The following is a 16240-nucleotide window of genomic DNA, read 5'->3' as shown; positions in this document are numbered from 1 at the left end:
GCTTTACCGGAGGAGAAGATGGAAGCACAACACAAGGTCGCCGGCATCGAGATCGCCGACATCATGCGCGGCCTCTACGGCGACGGCATCATCGGCCTGCGCGGCGCCTTCAGCCGCGCATTCATCCAGGACCTGCGCGCCGACATCGACCAGCTGTTCCTCGAGGCGCAGGCGCGCCCCGGCGGGGCGCTCAACCGCGGCCCGAACCGCTTCTACGTCGAGGTGCACCCGGAGCGCCTGCGGGGTTTCGCCGAAATCGCCGCCCATCCCTGGGTGGTGGCGGTGTGCAGCGCGGTGCTCGGTCCCGAGTATCGCCTGGTCGAGGTCGGCTTCGACGTGCCGGGTCCCGGCGCCATGCACCAACCCTGGCACCGCGACTTCGCCTCGCCGCCGGAAACGGTGCAGGGGCGGCGCCTGAGCTCACTGGCGTTCAACCTCACCACCGTCGACGTCACCGAGGAGATGGGGCCGTTCGAGATCGCTCCCGGTACGCAATGGGATCTGTACGAGGGCGACCCGATGTTTCCGGACCAGTCCCTGTGGCCGCGCTACGAGGCGCTGGCCCAGCGCAAGCTGCCGCAGATGGGCGACATCTCGGCGCGCTCGGCGCTGACCATCCACCGCGGCACCGCCAACCGCTCGAACGTGTCGCGCCCGGTGCTGGTGGTCGGCGCCGACGCGCCGGATGCGACCAACGCCATCCGGCACGACCTGCAGATGTCGCGCGCCTACTACGAGAGCCTGCCCGAAGAGGTGCGCAAGCACCTGAACTGCCGCGTGGTGGACGAACTCGAGCCGATCCAGCAGGCCCATACCATCGAGGGGCTGAAGATGGGTGTGACGATGGGCGGATGAAGTGAAACGGGCCGCCGCAGGGCGGCCCGCGGGCCTTAGTCTTTCGGCGGGACCTGCTGCGAGGGGATGGGCGACTTGAGCGCTTCCGGCAGCGAGTCCGCGATGCCGTTCTCCGGCACCTGGCCGACGCGCCGGGCTTCGTCGGAATGCTGGTCCAGGCTGACTTCCTCGGCCACGTCGAAGCGGCCGTCTTCCGCGCCGCCTTCGCCAGGCAGCAGGTTGTCGGAACGCTGTTTCTCGCCGCCGCCGGCGACCGGGGCGCTCTGGTCTTTCTGTTGATTGCCTTGGGCCATGCTGTCCTCCTGTTGACGGTTTCTCATGGACCCATTATCGCTTTCGTCCGCCGGGCCGGGCGCACGCTAGTCGCGCCGCTCCCGCTGCGGCAGGTTCTTTTCCAGGATCGCCCACAGGATGAGGCCGTAGGCCAGGAGGCGGATCAGGTAGTGCAGGGGCGAATCTTCGCCGGCCTCGTTCAGCGCCGCCGAGTAGATGCGGTGCACCCCTTCGATGAAGAAGGACAGGGCGAAGTAGAGGAAGAAGCGATCGCCCGTGTTGCGCCAGAAACGCAGGAAGAACAGGGCGATGGTCACCGAAGCCATCGAGATCGCACCGTAGGTCAGCTGGGTCATCGTTTCACTCCTTCTCGTAGATCAGTCCGTAGAGCAGCAGCAGGCAGGCCACCAGGGCGCTGATCAGACGCAGCGGCATGAAATCGACGTTCGGGAAGACGATCTTGTCGAAAATCAGGAACAGATTATTGAATGTCATGACCGCAAAGCACAGGCCGCTCCAGAACAGGAGACGGTGACGGGTGCGCCGGTAGCTGGCCAGCAGCAGCCAGGTACAGGCAAGCGAGGTCAGCATGCACAACGTATAGATGAGTTCGCCCATTTAGGAATCCTTTCGCAGGCGGAAGGCGTCGGCGAACTGCTGCGCCTTCCGGTCGAGAGAAGAATGGATCAGATTGGTGACGTCAACGAGGTGACGTGCGTACAGTTCGGCCAGGCCGTCGACACGTTCGCGCAGCGTGCTCGAGGCCGGCGCGTAGCAATAGCAGTGCTCGTCCGGAGCGGGGCAGGGCGCGGCCATGCCCGCACGGCACAGTTCGTCCAGCAGGCCCTGGGCGGTGCGCTCGGCGATATAGAGTCGACGAGCCAGCATCGCCCCGGACCAATGCTGGCCGGGACTGGCGCGCAGCAGCAGCAGCGCCTCGAGGAAGGGCACCGAGGGCACGCTCGTCAGGATAAAACGGCGCAGCTCTTCGGAAATCGGCGGACGGTTCATTCGTACCGAATGTAATTTCCCAAAAGGAATCTTTTGTTGAGAAAGGCGCAATTTTAAATCAATTCTGTTTGGAAAGGATATTCAATCGTGCGCGCTTCCTCAATAGCTGAGCTTGACGTCGATCAAATGGGCTCGGCTACAATGTGCATGTCCTTAATCACCAGGCTGTTTCATGCTGCATTCCCTCCTGGCCCGCCTCGGCGCGGCCACCGTCCTGCTGGCGGCAAGCGTCCTCGGCGGCGCCGCCCAGGCCGCCGACTGTCCGGTCCATTACCTCGACGGCCGCGCGCCCGAGATCCGCAATCCCAAGCTGGCCACCGCCACCCGCGAACTGTGCTACGGCGTGTTCGGCGTGATGCATTCCGGCGTGACCCGCACGCCGCTGTGGTCGGCCGAGTACCTGCGCGCCGACAATCTCGAAGCGGCCGAGGGCCTGGACCGCGACAACGCCTTCCATGCGGAGCCGCGCCTGCCGCGTTCGCAGCGCGCCGAGCTGTCCGACTATGCGCGCAGCGGCCTCGACCGCGGCCACCTGGCGCCGAACGGCGACATGCCGGACCGCCGCGCCCAGCGCGAAAGCTTCTCGCTGGCGAACATGGTGCCCCAGGACCGTGACCACAACCGCCACATCTGGGCCCCGATCGAGGGCGCGGTGCGCAAGATGGCGAAGAAGGAGGGGTCGCTCTATGTGATCACCGGCCCGGCCTTCCTCGGCACGAGCCTGCGCAAGGTGGGCAACGTGCTCGTGCCCACCCACCTGTACAAGGTGGTATACAGTCCGCGCCAGAAGGCGGCCGCCGCCTGGTTCGTCGAGAACCGTGCCGACGCGAAGATCGACGTGATCCCGGTCGCCGAACTCGAACGCATCGTCGGCATTGAACTGCTGCCGTCGCTCACGCGCCAGCAGAAGGAGCGCATGCTCGCGCTGCCGAAGATCCGCCAGCCCAAGCGCCGGCACTGACAGAGAAGGAATGCCATGCCATCGAAGAAGAAGTCCTTCACTCCCTATGCCAACGAGGCGGACGTGCTCGAAGTCGGCAACCTGATGCTGGAGAACCGCCTGGACCGCATCACCATCTCGGGCGACGTCGACCTGACCCTCGACAAGGCCGGTCTCGCGCATGCGCGCCGCCTGCACGAACTGCTGGGCGCCGTGGTCGCCGCGCTTGAATCGCGGGAGCTGCCGGACCAGCTGCCGCCGCCCGAGGTCAAGACCGTCGACAATCCTTTCGCCTGAGGCGGCCGGGACATCGCCGGGTCAGCATTCCACCCGTCAAGGGTGTGCGAGCCTCGCCGCAATTCGGGTAGGCTGGTCCTCTCGCATTCGCGATTCCGAGGAGGCGGCAGATGTCCAGCAATACCGACGCGCCCGTGGGCCAGGACGGCCTGCGGATCCCCATCGTCGAGGAGCAGCTCGCGCTCGAGACCCGTGTGGTCGAGACCGGCCGCGGGGTGCGCATCCACAAGACCGTGAGCGAACAGCCCGTGACCATCGACGAGCGCCTGGTGCGCGAAGCGGTGGAGGTGCGGCGCGTCCCCATCGACCGGCTGGTCGAGGGAAGCGACACGCCCGCGCCGCGCTACGAAGGCGACACGCTGATCGTTCCCGTGCTCGAGGAAGTGCTGGTGGTCGAGCGCCGCCTGCGCGTCAAGGAAGAACTGCACATCACCCGCAACCGCATCGAAGAACGCTACCAGGACACCGTGCCGCTCAAGGCGGAACGGGTCGAGGTGGAGCGCTTCGACGAGGGCGCGGCGCCACCTCCGCCATGACACCCACAGTTTTGGAGGTATTACCATGCAACATACGCTTATTGCTGTCTTCGACAACCGAGCCGACGCGCAAAGCGCACATGATGAACTGCTGGCATCCGGCTTTTCCAGCGGCGACGTGCGGCTGTCAGGCTCGAGTACGGCGTCCAGCACCGCCGACAGCGACACCGGCATCGGCAGCGGCATCAAGAACTTCTTCAGCGATCTCTTCGGCACCGACAACAGCGAGCATGCGAACCGCTACGAGGGCGCCATCACGCGCGGCCAGCATGTGGTGACCCTGAGCGCCGACTCCCTGCCGGAGGTCGAACGCGCCGCCGACATCGTCGAACGCTTCGGCCCGATCGACATCGACGAGCACTCGGGCGGGGTCGGCAGCATGGGCGCCGGCGCCATGCTCTCCAGCGGCAGCGCGATGGGCTCGAGCGCGATGTCGGCGCAATCCGGCGCCCAGCAAGCCGGCTCGGTGCAGCAGAAGGGCCTGGCCAGCGGCGCCTCGCTGCAGCGCGACACGGCGATGGAGCGCAGCACGACCCAATCCATCCCCGTGGTGGAAGAACAGCTCAAGGTCGGCAAGCGGGAAGTGCAGCGCGGCGGCGTGCGCATCTTCTCGCGCATCGTCGAGACCCCGGTCAACGAAACCGTCGGCCTGCGCGAGGAACACGTGGACGTCCAGCGCCGCCGCGTCGACGAGCCCCTGAGCCCGGGCGACGCCAGCGCCTTCAAGGAGCAGACCATCGAAATGCGCGAGACCGCCGAGGAAGCGGTGGTCGAGAAGACCGCGCGTGTGGTCGAGGAAGTCACGATCGGCAAGCAGGTGGGCGAACGCCAGCAGCAGATCTCTGACACGGTGCGGCACACCGAGGTCGACGTGCAGCGCCTGGATGGCACCAGCGCCCTGTCCGACCTGCGCGACGACGACAGCTATTACCGCAATCACTTCACCAGTACTTACGGCAGCTCGGGCGCCGCCTACGACGACTACGCGCCGGCCTACAGCTACGGCTCGCAGATGGCCAGCAGCGGCCGCTATACCGGCCGCCAGTGGGATGAGATCGAGCCCGAACTGCGCAGCGACTGGGACAGCCGCTACGGCAGCGGCGGCGCGTCGACCTGGGAGAAAATGAAGGCCGCCGTGCGGCACGGCTGGGACCGCATTACCACTGGCAACAGTGGCATGACTTACTGACAGGAACTGCTTTAAATCCAGGGACGGCGCCTCCGGGCGCCGTTTTTCATGGCTGGGCCAGGCGCGCGCTTGCCGCTTGGGGATTGATGTAATCTCAACACATGCGCCCCGGATGCCGCGCATTCCGAGGCGAGCCCACCTATACCACGGAGGAATGACCATGCAACACACTCTCGTAGCCGTGTTCGACAACCGGACCGACGCCCAGAATGCCATGAACGAGCTGATGTCCTCGGGTTTTTCGCGTGACGAGGTCAAGCTCTCCAACGCCGACCCGACCGGCATGACCGACAGCGTGACCGGCCGCAGCGCCACCCCCACGGAAACCGACACCTATGCCGACGGCACCGGCGTCGGCATCGGCGCCTCCATCAAGCATTTCTTCACCGACCTGTTCGGCGCCGACAACAGCACCCACGTGAGCAAGTACGAGGGCGCCGTTACCCGCGGCCACCACGTGCTGACCGTGCGCGCCGATTCCCTGCCCGAAGTCGAGCGCGCCGCCGACATCGTCGAGCGCTACGGCCCGACCGACATCGACGAGCAGGCAACCGGCGTGGGTGCGGGCGCGCTGGGCGCCACCGGCGCCATGTCCGAATCGATGCGCGCGAGCGGCGCGGGCGGCATGCAGCAATCCGCGCAGATGTCGGCGCAGTCCGCCTCCAGCTCGGCCACGGGTTCCAGCATCGGGTCCACATCAAGCGCCGCCAGCCAGCAGCTCGACAATCCGGGCGACCGCAAGATCTTCCAGCAGCAGTCGCTGAACCAGGCCGAGCCGATGGGCACCACCTACCAGGAACCGCAGGGCCAGAGCGGCCTGAGCGCGACCGGTGGCACCTCGCTGCAAGGCTCGACCCTGCAGGAAAACTCGGTGCAGGCTTCCTCGCTCGAAGGAACACAAAATGACCGCGGCATCCGCAGTTCGGGTGGCCAGGGCGGCACCCTGCAGGGTTCCTCGCTGGAAGGCTCGGCCTACCAGGGCGGCGCCACCGGCTCGCAGCAGCGCGACAGCGCGACCTCCACCTTCAATGAAGTGCAGCGCGGCCGCTCGCGCATCTACTCGCGTACCGGCGCCGCAGCTGGCGGCGGCACGGGCCTGGACATCGGCAGCAACTTCTTCGGCGACGACGACGACGCCTACCGCAACCACTTCCTCGCCAACTACGAGGGCGAGGACTATGAAAAAGTCAAGCCGGCCTACGCCTACGGCTCCGAGATGGCCAGGAGCGACAAGTACCGCGGCCGCCAGTGGGACGAGGTCGAGAACGACCTGCGCAGCGACTGGAGTACCCGCAACGGCACGGGCGCCGGCGACACCTGGGACCGCATGAAGGCCGCCGTGCGTCGCGGCTGGGACCGCATGACCAGCGACGATGACGACACCATCTACCGCAGCCACTTCAGCAGCACCTACGGCGGTTCGGGCGCCTCCTACGACGACTACAAGCCGGCCTACAGCTACGGCTCGGAAAGCGCGCGCAGCGACAAGTACCGCGGCCGCCAGTGGGACGAGGTGGAGACCGACCTGCGCAGCGACTGGGATACCCGCTACGGCAGCACCGGCTCCACATGGGAAAAGATGAAGGCCGCCGTACGCCGCGGCTGGGATCGCATGACCCTGGACGATGACGACGACAGCTACTACCGCAGCCACTACGACACCCACCTGGCAAGCTCCGGGGTGGACTATGACAGCGCCAAGCAGGCCTACAGCTACGGCGCCGAGATGCGCAAGAGCGAGCTCTATCGCAACCGCCCGTGGGACGACATCGAGGGTGACATGCGCAAGGGCTGGGATTCGCGCATCGACACCACCGCCGGCAGGACAGACAGCACCAAGGGCAACGGGCTCGGCGACACCGGCACAGCTGTGGGCGGCGCCTGGGACCGGATGAAGGCGGCTGTGCGCCATGGCTGGAACAGGATGACGGACGACGACGAGGCGGCCTACCGCTCGCACTGGAACGCCACCTACAGCACCGCGACCGACGGCGGGACCTATGACGAGTACAAGCCGGCCTATTCGTATGGTTCGGAAATGGCGCTCAGCGAGAAGTACCGTGGCCGCCAGTGGGACGAGGTGGAAAACGACCTGCATACCGACTGGGACAGCCGCTACGCGGGCGGCGGGCAGTCGACCTGGGAGAAAATGAAGGCGGCGGTGCGCCAGGGTTGGGACCGCATGACTTCCTGACGCCGGCAGTGCCCCCATGACAAAATCGGCGCCCGCGGGCGCCGATTTTCATGGTCGTTACAGTATTACGATGCTTACTCGGCGAACACCTGGGCCGCCGGGGTGATCCGCACCGCTTCCGGACGGATGCCCAGTTTCATGCTGCCGATCTGCTGGTCTTCGTCCAGCAGGGCTTGCGGCTTCTTTGCGTCATACGCGATTGGCGAGAAGGCATCCGACACCAGCTTTTCCTTCAGCCCCGCCGCATCCCTGGTGATGACCACCACCGACAGCTTCTTCGACGACAGGTGCTTCCTGATCGCCGCATTCACGTCCGCCACCGTCAGCTTCGCCAGGCCGTCGCGCATCATGCGCGTGAATTCCGGCGTGCCATACCACTGCGAGTCGAGCGCATAGCCCAGCTGCTGGTCCTGGGTCGCCGTCATGACGAACACGTTCTTCTGAAGATAGCCGCGGGTCGTCTCGAAGTCGTCCTGGCTCAGGCCGTTCGCGACCAGCTTGTCCAGTTCGAACATGGCCGCGCGCAGGGCGAAGTGGCCGTTCTGCGGAGCGACCGGGCGGATCCAGACCTCAAAGAGCTGCGCCTTGCGGCCCAGGTTCGGGTTCGGGAAGAACTGGAACATCCCGCGCGGGAAGGCTTCGATATAGGCGTAGTCGCCGTAGTTCAGGCCGCGCTCTTCGCGGATGCGCTGGTAGAGGCGCGCGCTCGAGGCGCGGTGCTCGCCCAGCCAGGTCTTGACCAGCCACAGGGCCGGGAAGTCCGGATGCGAACGGGTGACCTCCAGGGGCAGGCCGAAGGAAATCGCGGTCGCGCGGGTGTTCTTCTCGACGATCTCGACTTCGATCCCTTCCGGCATGCGGCCGCGGATGCTTGGTGTGGCCGCGAGACCCGCGCCGCCCGGCAGGCGGGCCAGCGCGGTTTTCAGGGACGCGACCATGGCGTCGGACACGTCGCCCGAGATGCCGACCCGCACCGCGCCCTGGGTATAGGCCTGGCGGTAGAACGTCTTCACGTCGTCCAGGGTGATCGCCTCGATGCCCTTGACGGTGCCCAGCACGGGATGCGCATACGGCGTCCCCGCAAAGACGTTGGACTGCAGGCGCTCCTTGCCGAACTCCTCTTCGTTATTGTCCTTCAGGTCCAGCACCAGGGCATTCTTCTGGGCGTCCTTCAGGCGGCGGAAGTCTTCCTCGCGGAAGCCCGGATCGACCAGCAGCGGCAGGGCAATGCCCAGGTACTGGTCCCAGTTGTCCTTGTGGGTCGAACCGGTGAAAGTGGTCATTTCCTTGTCGGTCTGCTCGCTGAAACTGCCGGCCAGCGGGAACAGGGCCTTGGTCACTTCGTCGATCTTGCGCTCGCGCGAGCCGCTCGAAGCCACCATGGCGGCGGTCAGCGCGGCCAGGCCTTCCTTGCCTTTCGGGTCATGCGCGGAACCGGCCGCGAACAGCAGCTTGAAGCGGATCTGCGGCAGCGTCGACTTCTGCACCAGCACGTCGAACTTCGTGTCGCCGGCCTTCGGCACGAACTCGGCCAGCTTCGGCAGGGTCTTGACCTCCGCCGGCAGCGCCTCGTGCGAGAGCGTGGTCACCACCATGGCGTCGTCGACCAGGTATTTGCGGGCCGCCGCCTGCAGGTCGGCGGGCGTGAGGCTGTCGACCACGCGGTAGTAGCGGTTCAGGGTGCCGTAGGAGCGCTCGAAATGGACGTAGGAGGCCAGGGTCGAAGCGATGGCCTCGGTATTGTCGAGCGAGCGGATCAGGCCGTACTTGTTCGCCGACTTGGCGTCCGCCAGGGCGCCGGCGGTCACGGGTTCGTCGCGCAGCCTGGCCACGGTCTGCAGGATGGCGTCGCGCACGTAGAGCGCATCCGCCGGCTTCTTGACGCGCGCGCCGATGGTGGCCAGGGTCGGGTCGACCCGGTTCGGCACGAAGTCGAAGAGCTGGTCGACCTTCTGCTCGTCCTGCACCAGGCGCTTGTACAGGGGCGAGGTGCGGCCGAAGGAGAGCGACAGCAGCATCGACAGCGCCGCCTGGTCCTTACGGGTGTCCGAAAAGGCCGGGGCGCGGAAGGCCACCGTCACCAGGGGCAGGGTCGGGGTCTGCCAGGCGACGTGGCGGTATTGGGCGCCTTTGGCCGGCGGCTCGACCGGCACATTGTTCTTGAAGCTGCCGCGCTTCCAGCCGCCCCAGTATTTCTCGACCATGGCGATGGCCTTGCCCGGGTCGACGTCGCCGGCGATGATCACGGCGGTGCGCTCCGGACGGTACCAGCGGTCGAAGAAGACCTTCGAATAGTCGTACTGGTTGGGCATGTCCTCGATGTCCTTCAGGAAGCCCATGGTGGTGTGGCGGTAGGTGTGGGTGCTGAAGGCCGCCTCGCGCTGTACCTCGAACAGCTTCTGCATCGGGTTCGCGCTGTTCTTGTTGTATTCGCCCAGCACCGCGCGCGACTCGGTCTTGAAGGCCTCGACCGGATAGGACAGGTGCTGGAAGCGGTCGGCCTCCACCTTGAGGACGGTTTCCAGGTCTTCCTTGGCGAAGGTGGTGTAGTAGTTGGTGAGGTCGTCGCTCGTGTAGGCGTTCTGGCGCGCCCCGGCCTTCGTGATGATCTGCTGGTACTTCTCCGGCGGATAATTCGGCGTCCCGCGGAACATCATGTGTTCGAAGAAGTGGGCGAAGCCCGACTTGCCCGGCTCGACCTCGTTGCGCGATCCGGTCTGCACGGGAATGTGGACCGAGACCAGGTTCGGGAAGCCGGTCGGCACGACGATGACCTTCAGGCCGTTCGGCAGGGTTTTCTCGGTGGCCTTGAAGGGCAGCACGTCGCCGCCCCTGGTGGCGCTCGTCGCGGCGGCCGCTTTCGGCACGGGCGCGGCCATCGTGGGTGGGGCGAAGGCCAGCAGGGCGGGGACGATTGTCGCGATGGCGGTGCGCGACAGATTGAATGAAGACACGTTCTCTCCTTTTAGGAATAATTCTGTCCGCGCAGGATAGATTATTCGACAAGGAAAGAACAGTTCAATCAGGTATGCATGTCGCCTACGCCGCTTCGCTCAGGGGCAGGCTGATACGGTTGCGGCCGAGGTGCTTGGCGCGGTACAGGGCCGCGTCGGCGGTGGCGACCAGCTGGCTCGCATTGTTGTCGGGGCCGGCGATCGCGGTGGCGGCGCCGATAGACACCGTCACGTGGCGGGTCGGCGCGGTGGACGGCAGCCGCAGCTGCTCGACCCTGCAGCGGATGCGCTCGGCGACGATGGCCGCGCCCTTGAGCGACTGGTTCGGCAGGATCACGGCGAATTCCTCGCCGCCATAGCGGGCGACCAGGTCGTTGGCGCGCATCTCGCTGGCAACGGCGCGGGCGATGCGCTTGAGGCATTCGTCGCCGCCCAGGTGGCCGTTGGCGTCGTTATAGGCCTTGAAATTGTCGACGTCGACCATGAGCAGGGACAAGGGCTGCTGCTGGCGCAGGGCGCGCGCCCATTCCGCATGCAGGGTGTCGTCGAAGCAGCGCCGGTTGGCCAGGCCGGTCAGGCCGTCGCGGGTGGCCAGCTGCTCCAGCGCCACCTGGGCCATCTTCTCGTCGGTCAGGTCGCGCAGGGTCTCGACCACCGCCGAGAGCCCGCCTTCGGCATCGTAGATCGGCGTCGCCTCGGCCGCCAGGTAGCGGCGCCGGCCGGCGCGCGGCATGTCGAACCAGCTTTCGATGCACAGGCCCGAGCCATGGCCGGGCGGGACGCTGCGCGGCAGGATCTGGCGCACGTCGTCGGTGCGGTTCTGCAGGACCAGGTCGGCGAGGGTGGGGCGGCGGTGCTCGTAGAAGCTGCGCCAATGGTCGGCGGTGCCCAGGATCTCGTGGGCCGGCACGCCCGTGAGCTGCTCGCAGGCGCGATTCCAGATCATGACCCGGGCCTCGCGGTCGAGCACGAAGACGGGGATCGACAGCGATTCCATCAGCTGCCCGACGAAGGCCCCATCGCTGATGAGGGTGTTCGGGGAGGGCATGCCGCTCGCGCCACTATGGCTTGCTGTCTTGAACATGGTCGTCCTCTGCATTCCGGTCCGGCCGCCGAATTGGCTGCCAACAGGAAAGGATTCTGCTACCGCGCAGGAACGAACTTATTGATTTTAAGCAAGCCTTCTTTCGGGCAAGGGATGCCGGCCAGGCGCCCTAGGCGGGGGCAGGCTCGGGCCGGGTCGGCATCGACACCCTGACCACGGCGCCACCGTGGCGCCCGGGCGAGAGGCGCACCGTGCCGCCGTAGGCCGCGGCGCGCTCCTGCATGCCTTCCAGGCCGCAGCCCTGGCGCAGCGGCTGGGCCAGGCCGATCCCGTCATCCTCGACCGTCAGGATGAGTTCGCGCGGGCTCTCGACCAGGGTGACGCGCACCAGGCTGGCCTGGGCATGGCAGGCCACGTTCGACAGCGATTCCTGCAGGGCGCGGAACAGCACGGCGTCCAGCTCGCGGTCGCGGGGGCCGCCCTGGTCCTGCTCGACGCCGAGGTCGAGGCGATAGTCGAGCCCGTGCAGGCGGGCGAACTCGGCCAGGTGGCGTTCGGCCGCCTGGCGCAGCGTGACGCCGGGCGCGATGGGGCGCATGCCGGAGACGATGGCGCGCACCGAGCGGATCGCCGCGTCGAGGTCGGCGATCGCCACGCCCAGGCGCTCGAAGGCGGAGGGCGAGGCGCCGCGCGAGGCCAACTGCTGCAAGGAAAGCTCGGCGCGCAGCGAGAGCAGGCGGTGGCCCAGCTCGTCGTGCAGCTCGCGGGCGATGCGGCTGCGCTCGGCGTCGCGCACGCCTTCCTGCTGGCGCACCAGGCGGCACAGCACCTCGTGGCTGCCGGCCAGGGCCTCTTCGACCTCGGCATGGGCGCGCCGTTCGGCCTGCAACTGCTGCTCGAGTGAACGGCCGCGCTGTTCCGCCGCGCGGCCCCGCCGCTGCAGCAGGAGCGCCAGGCCGATCGCAGCCATGGTCAGCACGGTGGCGCCTGCCAGCTCCGGCGGGACGCCGCGCAGGGGCAGGGGCATCGGCAGGGCGGCGTGCGCCGGCAGGGCGACGCACAGCAGGGCGGAGGCGCGGGCTAGGAATGAGCTGTATTTGTTCATGGCGTCCTTCTTACTGGCGTTAGGAACATTCCGTATGAAGGTACACCCATGTCCTACAGGGAATATTGCTCATCCTCAACGCATGGCGGCGCTCGCGGCCCAAGGCCGACATGCCCACGGACGGCCCCGGCCACGCTATAATGGAAGGTTGACGAGAGGTTTACCGTGACTTACAGCATCAAAGAGATCTTCTATACCCTGCAGGGCGAAGGCGCCCACGCGGGGCGGCCGGCCGTTTTCTGCCGCTTTTCCGGCTGCAATCTGTGGACCGGCAGGGAAAGCGACCGCGCGACTGCCGTCTGCACCTTCTGCGATACCGATTTCGTCGGCACCGACGGCGAGCGCGGCGGCAAGTTCCGTGACGCCGGCAGCCTGGCGCGCGAAATCGACGGCCTGTGGCCCGCTTCGCATGCCGCCAGCAAGTACGTCGTCTTCACCGGCGGCGAACCGCTGCTGCAGCTCGACGTCGCCCTGATCGAGGCGATGCACGCCCACGGCTTCACGATCGCCATCGAGACCAACGGCACCCTGCCGGTGCCGGACGGCGTGGACTGGGTCTGCGTCAGCCCGAAGATGGGCTCCCAGCTGGTGGTGGCCAAGGGCAACGAGATCAAGGTCGTGATTCCGCAGCTGGGCCAGGACCTGTCCGCCTACGAGCACCTCGACTTCGAGAACTTCTACGTGCAGCCGATGGACGGGCCGCTGGCCGCCCAGAACACCCGCCTGGCGATCGAGACCTGCCGTCGCAACCCGAAATGGAAGCTCAGCCTCCAGACCCACAAACTGCTTCAGATCCCTTGAGGATCCACCACCGATGCTCACCATTACCCGCAAGCTGGAATTCGACGCCGGCCACCGCATTCCCGACCACAAGAGCCAGTGCCGCAACCTGCACGGCCACCGCTACACCCTCGAGATCACGCTGACCGGCGATGTCATCGACGCTGAAGGAAATTCCGACAACGGCATGATCATGGACTTCTCGGACGTGAAGACCCTGGCCAAGGAACATCTGATCGACGTGTGGGACCATGCCTTCCTGGTGTACGAAAAGGATGACAAGGTGCGTGAATTCCTGGCTTCGCTGCCCGGCCACAAGACCGTCGTCATCGACTGCATCCCCACCGTGGAGAACCTGGCGCGCGTCGCCTTCGGCATCCTGAAGACCGTGTTCACCGACCGCTTCGGCACCGGCCTGCGCCTGCACAAGCTGGTGCTGCACGAGACCCCGAACTGCTGGGCCGAAATCACCGATGCCTGAGGATCCGGTCCAGATGCGGCTCGAGGACGAGGCGGTGCCGGAACACCGCTTCATGGCGCTCGCCCTGGAGCAGGCGCGCCTGGCCTGGGCTGAAGGCGAGGTGCCGGTCGGCGCCGTGGTCGTCAAGGACGGCGAGGTGATCGCCACCGGCTACAACCGCCCGATCGGCCGCCACGACCCGACCGCCCACGCGGAAGTCAATGCCCTGCGCGCGGCTGCCGAGAAGCTCGGCAATTACCGCCTGCCGGGTTGCGAGCTCTACGTCACCCTCGAACCCTGCATCATGTGCTCCGGGGCCATGATGCATGCCCGCCTGGCGCGGGTCGTCTACGCCGCGACCGACCCCAAGACCGGCGCCTGCGGCTCGGTCGTCAACCTCTTCGACGAAGGCAGGCTCAATCACCACACCGGCGTGCTCGGCGGCGTGATGGCCGAGGAGGCGAGCAGCCTGCTCAAGGCCTTCTTCGCCGAGCGCCGCGCCGCCGCGCGCAAACTCCCCGGTCCGGACGCCGCAGCACCCGAAGCATGAATCCTGACGGGGCGCGCGCCTGAGCGCCCACCGGTCGGCGAAAGTGGTATGCTGGTTTCGCGCCGCCTCCCCGCGGCCGCGTGAACCACGTCGTCCGAACCGCGGTAGTCCACTCGATTTATGCCTACGCTGAATGCCAACGGAATCCGCATCGCCTTCGACACCGCGGGCGACCCCAAGTCCGTGCCGCTGTTGCTGGTGCACGGACTGGGCATGCAGCTCACGGCCTGGCCGGAGGAATTCGTCGAAGGCCTGGTCGAGCTCGGCTTCTACGTGATCCGCTTCGACAACCGCGACTGCGGGCTGTCGACCAAGTTCGAACAGGCAGGCACTCCCAACCTGGGCTTGGCCTGGATCAAATCCAAACTCGGCTGGCCGCTGCGCGCGCCTTACCGTCTCGACGACATGGCCGAAGACGCGATCGGCGTCCTGTCCGCCCTCGGCGTGGCGCGCGCCCACGTGGTGGGCGTCTCGATGGGCGGCATGATCGCCCAGATCCTGGCCGCCCGCTACCCGCAGCGCATCCTCAGCCTCACCTCGATCATGTCGAGCTCCTGCCGGCGCGGCCTGCCCGGGCCTGAGAAAAAAGTGCGCAAGCTCATGACCCGCCGCGCCCTCGACCCCGCCAATGTCGAGAGCATCATCGACCAGGGGGTGGAGGTGCTGCGCGCCATCGGCAGCCCCGCCTATCCGACTCCCGAGCGCCTGCTGCGCAAGCGGGTCGCCCGTTCCGTGCGCCGCAGCTATTGCCCGTCCGGCGTGGCGCGCCAGATGATGGCGATTGCCGCCTCGGGCGACCGCTGCGCGCTCCTGCGCACCATCGCCGCGCCCGCGCTCGTCATCCACGGGGCCGCCGACCCGCTGGTGCCGCTGGCCTGCGGCGAAGACACCGCCAGCCGCATCCCGGGCGCCAGGCTGGAGGTCATCGAGGGCATGGGGCACGACCTGCCTCCCCAGCTGGCCGAACGCCTGCTCGCCTTGATCGACGCCCATGCCAGGGGTAAGATGTTGCCAGACTCAACACCCCGGCTCTTCGTAAAACAGTGATCACCCAACAAATCGGCATTGCCATCGTGGCCCCGGCCGGCCAGGCGCTCGACCCGGCCGCGATCGACCGCGCCGTCGCCCGCCTCGAAGCCCAGGGCTGCCTGGTTCGCAACTACTACGACCACAACGCCATCCACCAGCGCTTCGGCGGCACCGATGCCGGGCGCCTGGCCCAGCTGAGCGCCGCGGTTGCCGACCCCGATGTGCAGATCATCATGGCCCTGCGCGGCGGCTACGGGGTCACCCGCCTGCTGCCGCAGGTCGATTTCGACGCGATTGCCGCCAGCGGCAAGCTGCTGGTCGGTTTTTCCGACATCACGGCCCTGCACATGGGGCTGTTCCACCGTACCGGTGCGCTCAGCTATGCCGGACCGATGCTGGCCGGCGACTTCGGCGCCCGCGAGCCGGTGCAATTTACGCTGGATAATTTTTGGAACTGCCTGGCAGGCCCGACCCACACGATCACGGAGTGCGCCCCGGGCAATCCGCGCGTGCAGGAGCAGGGCAGGGTCTGGGGCGGCAACCTGGCGATGGTCGTGTCCCTGCTGGGCACGCCGTACTTCCCGCGCATCGACGGCGGCATCCTCTACCTCGAAGACATCGCCGAGCACCCCTACCGCGTCGAGCGCCTGCTGCTGCAACTGCACCAGGCCGGCGTGCTCGAACGCCAGCGCGCCGTCATCCTGGGCGATTTCTCCGGCTACACCCTCGGCAAGAACGACAACGGCTACGACTTCGACGCCATGGTCGCCCACCTGCGCGAGACCTTGCCCGTGCCCGTGCTCACCGGCCTGACCTTCGGCCACGGGCCCAAGCGGGTCACGATCCCCTTCGGCGCCCAGGGAAGGCTCGAATCGAAGGACGAGGGATTCACCCTGCTGCTGTCCGATTACCCGACCTTGCGCCGCGCGGACACCGTCCAGGACCGCTGCGCCTGAGCCGCTGTCCCGCCATCCTGCCCACAGTGGTAAAATGCGCGGTTATTCCAACATCCACGCTTTAGG

At 66.9% G+C, this 16240-nt stretch carries 18 protein-coding genes; 11 read left to right on the top strand and 7 right to left on the bottom strand.

The annotated features are described in order from the left end of the window. The first annotated feature begins 18 nt into the window (after nt 1-18). On the top strand, nt 19-855 hold the full coding sequence (locus NX780_RS21565) for a phytanoyl-CoA dioxygenase family protein (RefSeq protein ID WP_258829938.1): 837 nt from the start codon (nt 19-21) through the stop codon (nt 853-855). Nucleotides 856-890: 35 nt separating this feature from the next. On the opposite strand, the gene NX780_RS21560 is transcribed toward NX780_RS21565, so the two are convergent. The 4 genes from NX780_RS21560 to NX780_RS21545 form a co-directional block, all read right to left on the bottom strand. Next, nucleotides 891-1148, bottom strand: a complete 258-nt coding sequence (locus tag NX780_RS21560; RefSeq protein ID WP_258829937.1) for a hypothetical protein — start codon at nt 1146-1148, stop codon at nt 891-893. Nucleotides 1149-1214: 66 nt separating this feature from the next. Beyond that, nucleotides 1215-1484: a DUF5985 family protein gene (locus NX780_RS21555; protein ID WP_258829936.1), complete on the bottom strand. Its 270-nt coding sequence runs from the start codon at nt 1482-1484 to the stop codon at nt 1215-1217. Nucleotides 1485-1488: 4 nt separating this feature from the next. Then, on the bottom strand, nt 1489-1746 hold the full coding sequence (locus NX780_RS21550) for a DUF5985 family protein (protein WP_258829935.1): 258 nt from the start codon (nt 1744-1746) through the stop codon (nt 1489-1491). Next, nucleotides 1747-2139 (bottom strand): hypothetical protein, encoded by a 393-nt coding sequence (locus tag NX780_RS21545; protein WP_258829934.1) that lies wholly within the window; start codon nt 2137-2139, stop codon nt 1747-1749. A 172-nt stretch (nt 2140-2311) separates the two neighbouring features. Between NX780_RS21545 and NX780_RS21540 the strand changes: the two genes are divergently transcribed. The 5 genes from NX780_RS21540 (at nt 2312) to NX780_RS21520 (ending at nt 7295) form a co-directional block, all read left to right on the top strand. Continuing rightward, nucleotides 2312-3100, top strand: coding sequence for a DNA/RNA non-specific endonuclease (locus tag NX780_RS21540; protein WP_258829933.1), 789 nt, complete (start codon nt 2312-2314; stop codon nt 3098-3100). 15 nt (nt 3101-3115) lie between these two features. Beyond that, nucleotides 3116-3376 (top strand): hypothetical protein, encoded by a 261-nt coding sequence (locus NX780_RS21535; protein WP_258829932.1) that lies wholly within the window; start codon nt 3116-3118, stop codon nt 3374-3376. Between the two features lie 110 nt (nt 3377-3486). Continuing rightward, complete coding sequence (locus NX780_RS21530) at nt 3487-3912, top strand: DUF2382 domain-containing protein (protein WP_258829931.1); 426 nt, start codon at nt 3487-3489, stop codon at nt 3910-3912. 25 nt (nt 3913-3937) lie between these two features. Next, nucleotides 3938-5101 (top strand): YsnF/AvaK domain-containing protein, encoded by a 1164-nt coding sequence (locus NX780_RS21525; RefSeq protein WP_258829930.1) that lies wholly within the window; start codon nt 3938-3940, stop codon nt 5099-5101. Nucleotides 5102-5261: 160 nt separating this feature from the next. Further along, on the top strand, nt 5262-7295 hold the full coding sequence (locus NX780_RS21520) for a hypothetical protein (RefSeq protein ID WP_258829929.1): 2034 nt from the start codon (nt 5262-5264) through the stop codon (nt 7293-7295). 74 nt (nt 7296-7369) lie between these two features. Here the strand turns inward: NX780_RS21520 and NX780_RS21515 are convergent, their stop codons facing one another. The 3 genes from NX780_RS21515 to NX780_RS21505 all read right to left on the bottom strand — a co-directional run bounded on the left by NX780_RS21515 (nt 7370) and on the right by NX780_RS21505 (nt 12399). Continuing rightward, nucleotides 7370-10249, bottom strand: coding sequence for a M16 family metallopeptidase (locus NX780_RS21515; protein ID WP_258829928.1), 2880 nt, complete (start codon nt 10247-10249; stop codon nt 7370-7372). An 85-nt stretch (nt 10250-10334) separates the two neighbouring features. Continuing rightward, the gene (locus NX780_RS21510; RefSeq protein ID WP_258829969.1) at nt 10335-11297 is read right to left on the bottom strand and encodes a sensor domain-containing diguanylate cyclase; all 963 of its coding nucleotides are present in this window, start codon (nt 11295-11297) and stop codon (nt 10335-10337) included. A 166-nt stretch (nt 11298-11463) separates the two neighbouring features. Continuing rightward, nucleotides 11464-12399 carry a sensor histidine kinase gene (locus NX780_RS21505; RefSeq protein ID WP_258829927.1) on the bottom strand — a complete coding sequence of 312 codons (936 nt, stop codon included), beginning with the start codon at nt 12397-12399 and terminating at the stop codon, nt 11464-11466. Between the two features lie 165 nt (nt 12400-12564). On the opposite strand from NX780_RS21505, the gene queE reads away from it, so the two are divergent. The 5 genes from queE to ldcA all read left to right on the top strand — a co-directional run bounded on the left by queE (nt 12565) and on the right by ldcA (nt 16174). Continuing rightward, nucleotides 12565-13200 (top strand): 7-carboxy-7-deazaguanine synthase, encoded by a 636-nt coding sequence (queE, locus tag NX780_RS21500; RefSeq protein WP_258829926.1) that lies wholly within the window; start codon nt 12565-12567, stop codon nt 13198-13200. Between the two features lie 13 nt (nt 13201-13213). Beyond that, nucleotides 13214-13660, top strand: coding sequence for a 6-carboxytetrahydropterin synthase QueD (queD, locus tag NX780_RS21495; RefSeq protein ID WP_258829925.1), 447 nt, complete (start codon nt 13214-13216; stop codon nt 13658-13660). Next, nucleotides 13653-14189: a tRNA adenosine(34) deaminase TadA gene (tadA, locus tag NX780_RS21490; RefSeq protein WP_370663637.1), complete on the top strand. Its 537-nt coding sequence runs from the start codon at nt 13653-13655 to the stop codon at nt 14187-14189. Before queD ends, tadA begins: the two co-directional genes overlap by 8 nt. Nucleotides 14190-14309: 120 nt before the next feature. After that, nucleotides 14310-15236, top strand: a complete 927-nt coding sequence (locus tag NX780_RS21485) for an alpha/beta fold hydrolase (protein ID WP_258829924.1) — start codon at nt 14310-14312, stop codon at nt 15234-15236. Further along, nucleotides 15233-16174, top strand: coding sequence for a muramoyltetrapeptide carboxypeptidase (gene ldcA / locus NX780_RS21480; protein WP_258829923.1), 942 nt, complete (start codon nt 15233-15235; stop codon nt 16172-16174). The genes NX780_RS21485 and ldcA overlap by 4 nt, the downstream gene beginning before the upstream one ends. The last annotated feature ends 66 nt before the right edge of the window (nt 16175-16240 follow it).

Origin of the sequence: Massilia agri (assembly GCF_024753255.1) — a bacterium.
In the GTDB taxonomy this organism is placed as follows: domain Bacteria; phylum Pseudomonadota; class Gammaproteobacteria; order Burkholderiales; family Burkholderiaceae_D; genus Telluria; species Telluria agri.
This window is presented reverse-complemented; position numbering and strand designations above follow the sequence as displayed.

Bases quoted from the DNA above. Each gene is read 5' to 3' on its own strand.
- NX780_RS21520 (WP_258829929.1), top strand. From the start codon at position 5,262: ATGCAACACACTCTCGTAGCCGTGTTCGACAACCGGACCGACGCCCAG.
- tadA (WP_370663637.1), top strand. From the start codon at position 13,653: ATGCCTGAGGATCCGGTCCAGATGCGGCTCGAGGACGAGGCGGTGCCG.
- NX780_RS21535 (WP_258829932.1), top strand. From the start codon at position 3,116: ATGCCATCGAAGAAGAAGTCCTTCACTCCCTATGCCAACGAGGCGGAC.
- NX780_RS21540 (WP_258829933.1), top strand. From the start codon at position 2,312: ATGCTGCATTCCCTCCTGGCCCGCCTCGGCGCGGCCACCGTCCTGCTG.
- queD (WP_258829925.1), top strand. From the start codon at position 13,214: ATGCTCACCATTACCCGCAAGCTGGAATTCGACGCCGGCCACCGCATT.
- NX780_RS21485 (WP_258829924.1), top strand. From the start codon at position 14,310: ATGCCTACGCTGAATGCCAACGGAATCCGCATCGCCTTCGACACCGCG.
- NX780_RS21560 (WP_258829937.1), bottom strand. From the start codon at position 1,148: ATGGCCCAAGGCAATCAACAGAAAGACCAGAGCGCCCCGGTCGCCGGC.
- NX780_RS21545 (WP_258829934.1), bottom strand. From the start codon at position 2,139: ATGAACCGTCCGCCGATTTCCGAAGAGCTGCGCCGTTTTATCCTGACG.
- NX780_RS21525 (WP_258829930.1), top strand. From the start codon at position 3,938: ATGCAACATACGCTTATTGCTGTCTTCGACAACCGAGCCGACGCGCAA.
- NX780_RS21530 (WP_258829931.1), top strand. From the start codon at position 3,487: ATGTCCAGCAATACCGACGCGCCCGTGGGCCAGGACGGCCTGCGGATC.
- NX780_RS21510 (WP_258829969.1), bottom strand. From the start codon at position 11,297: ATGCCCTCCCCGAACACCCTCATCAGCGATGGGGCCTTCGTCGGGCAG.
- NX780_RS21555 (WP_258829936.1), bottom strand. From the start codon at position 1,484: ATGACCCAGCTGACCTACGGTGCGATCTCGATGGCTTCGGTGACCATC.
- NX780_RS21565 (WP_258829938.1), top strand. From the start codon at position 19: ATGGAAGCACAACACAAGGTCGCCGGCATCGAGATCGCCGACATCATG.
- NX780_RS21505 (WP_258829927.1), bottom strand. From the start codon at position 12,399: ATGAACAAATACAGCTCATTCCTAGCCCGCGCCTCCGCCCTGCTGTGC.
- NX780_RS21550 (WP_258829935.1), bottom strand. From the start codon at position 1,746: ATGGGCGAACTCATCTATACGTTGTGCATGCTGACCTCGCTTGCCTGT.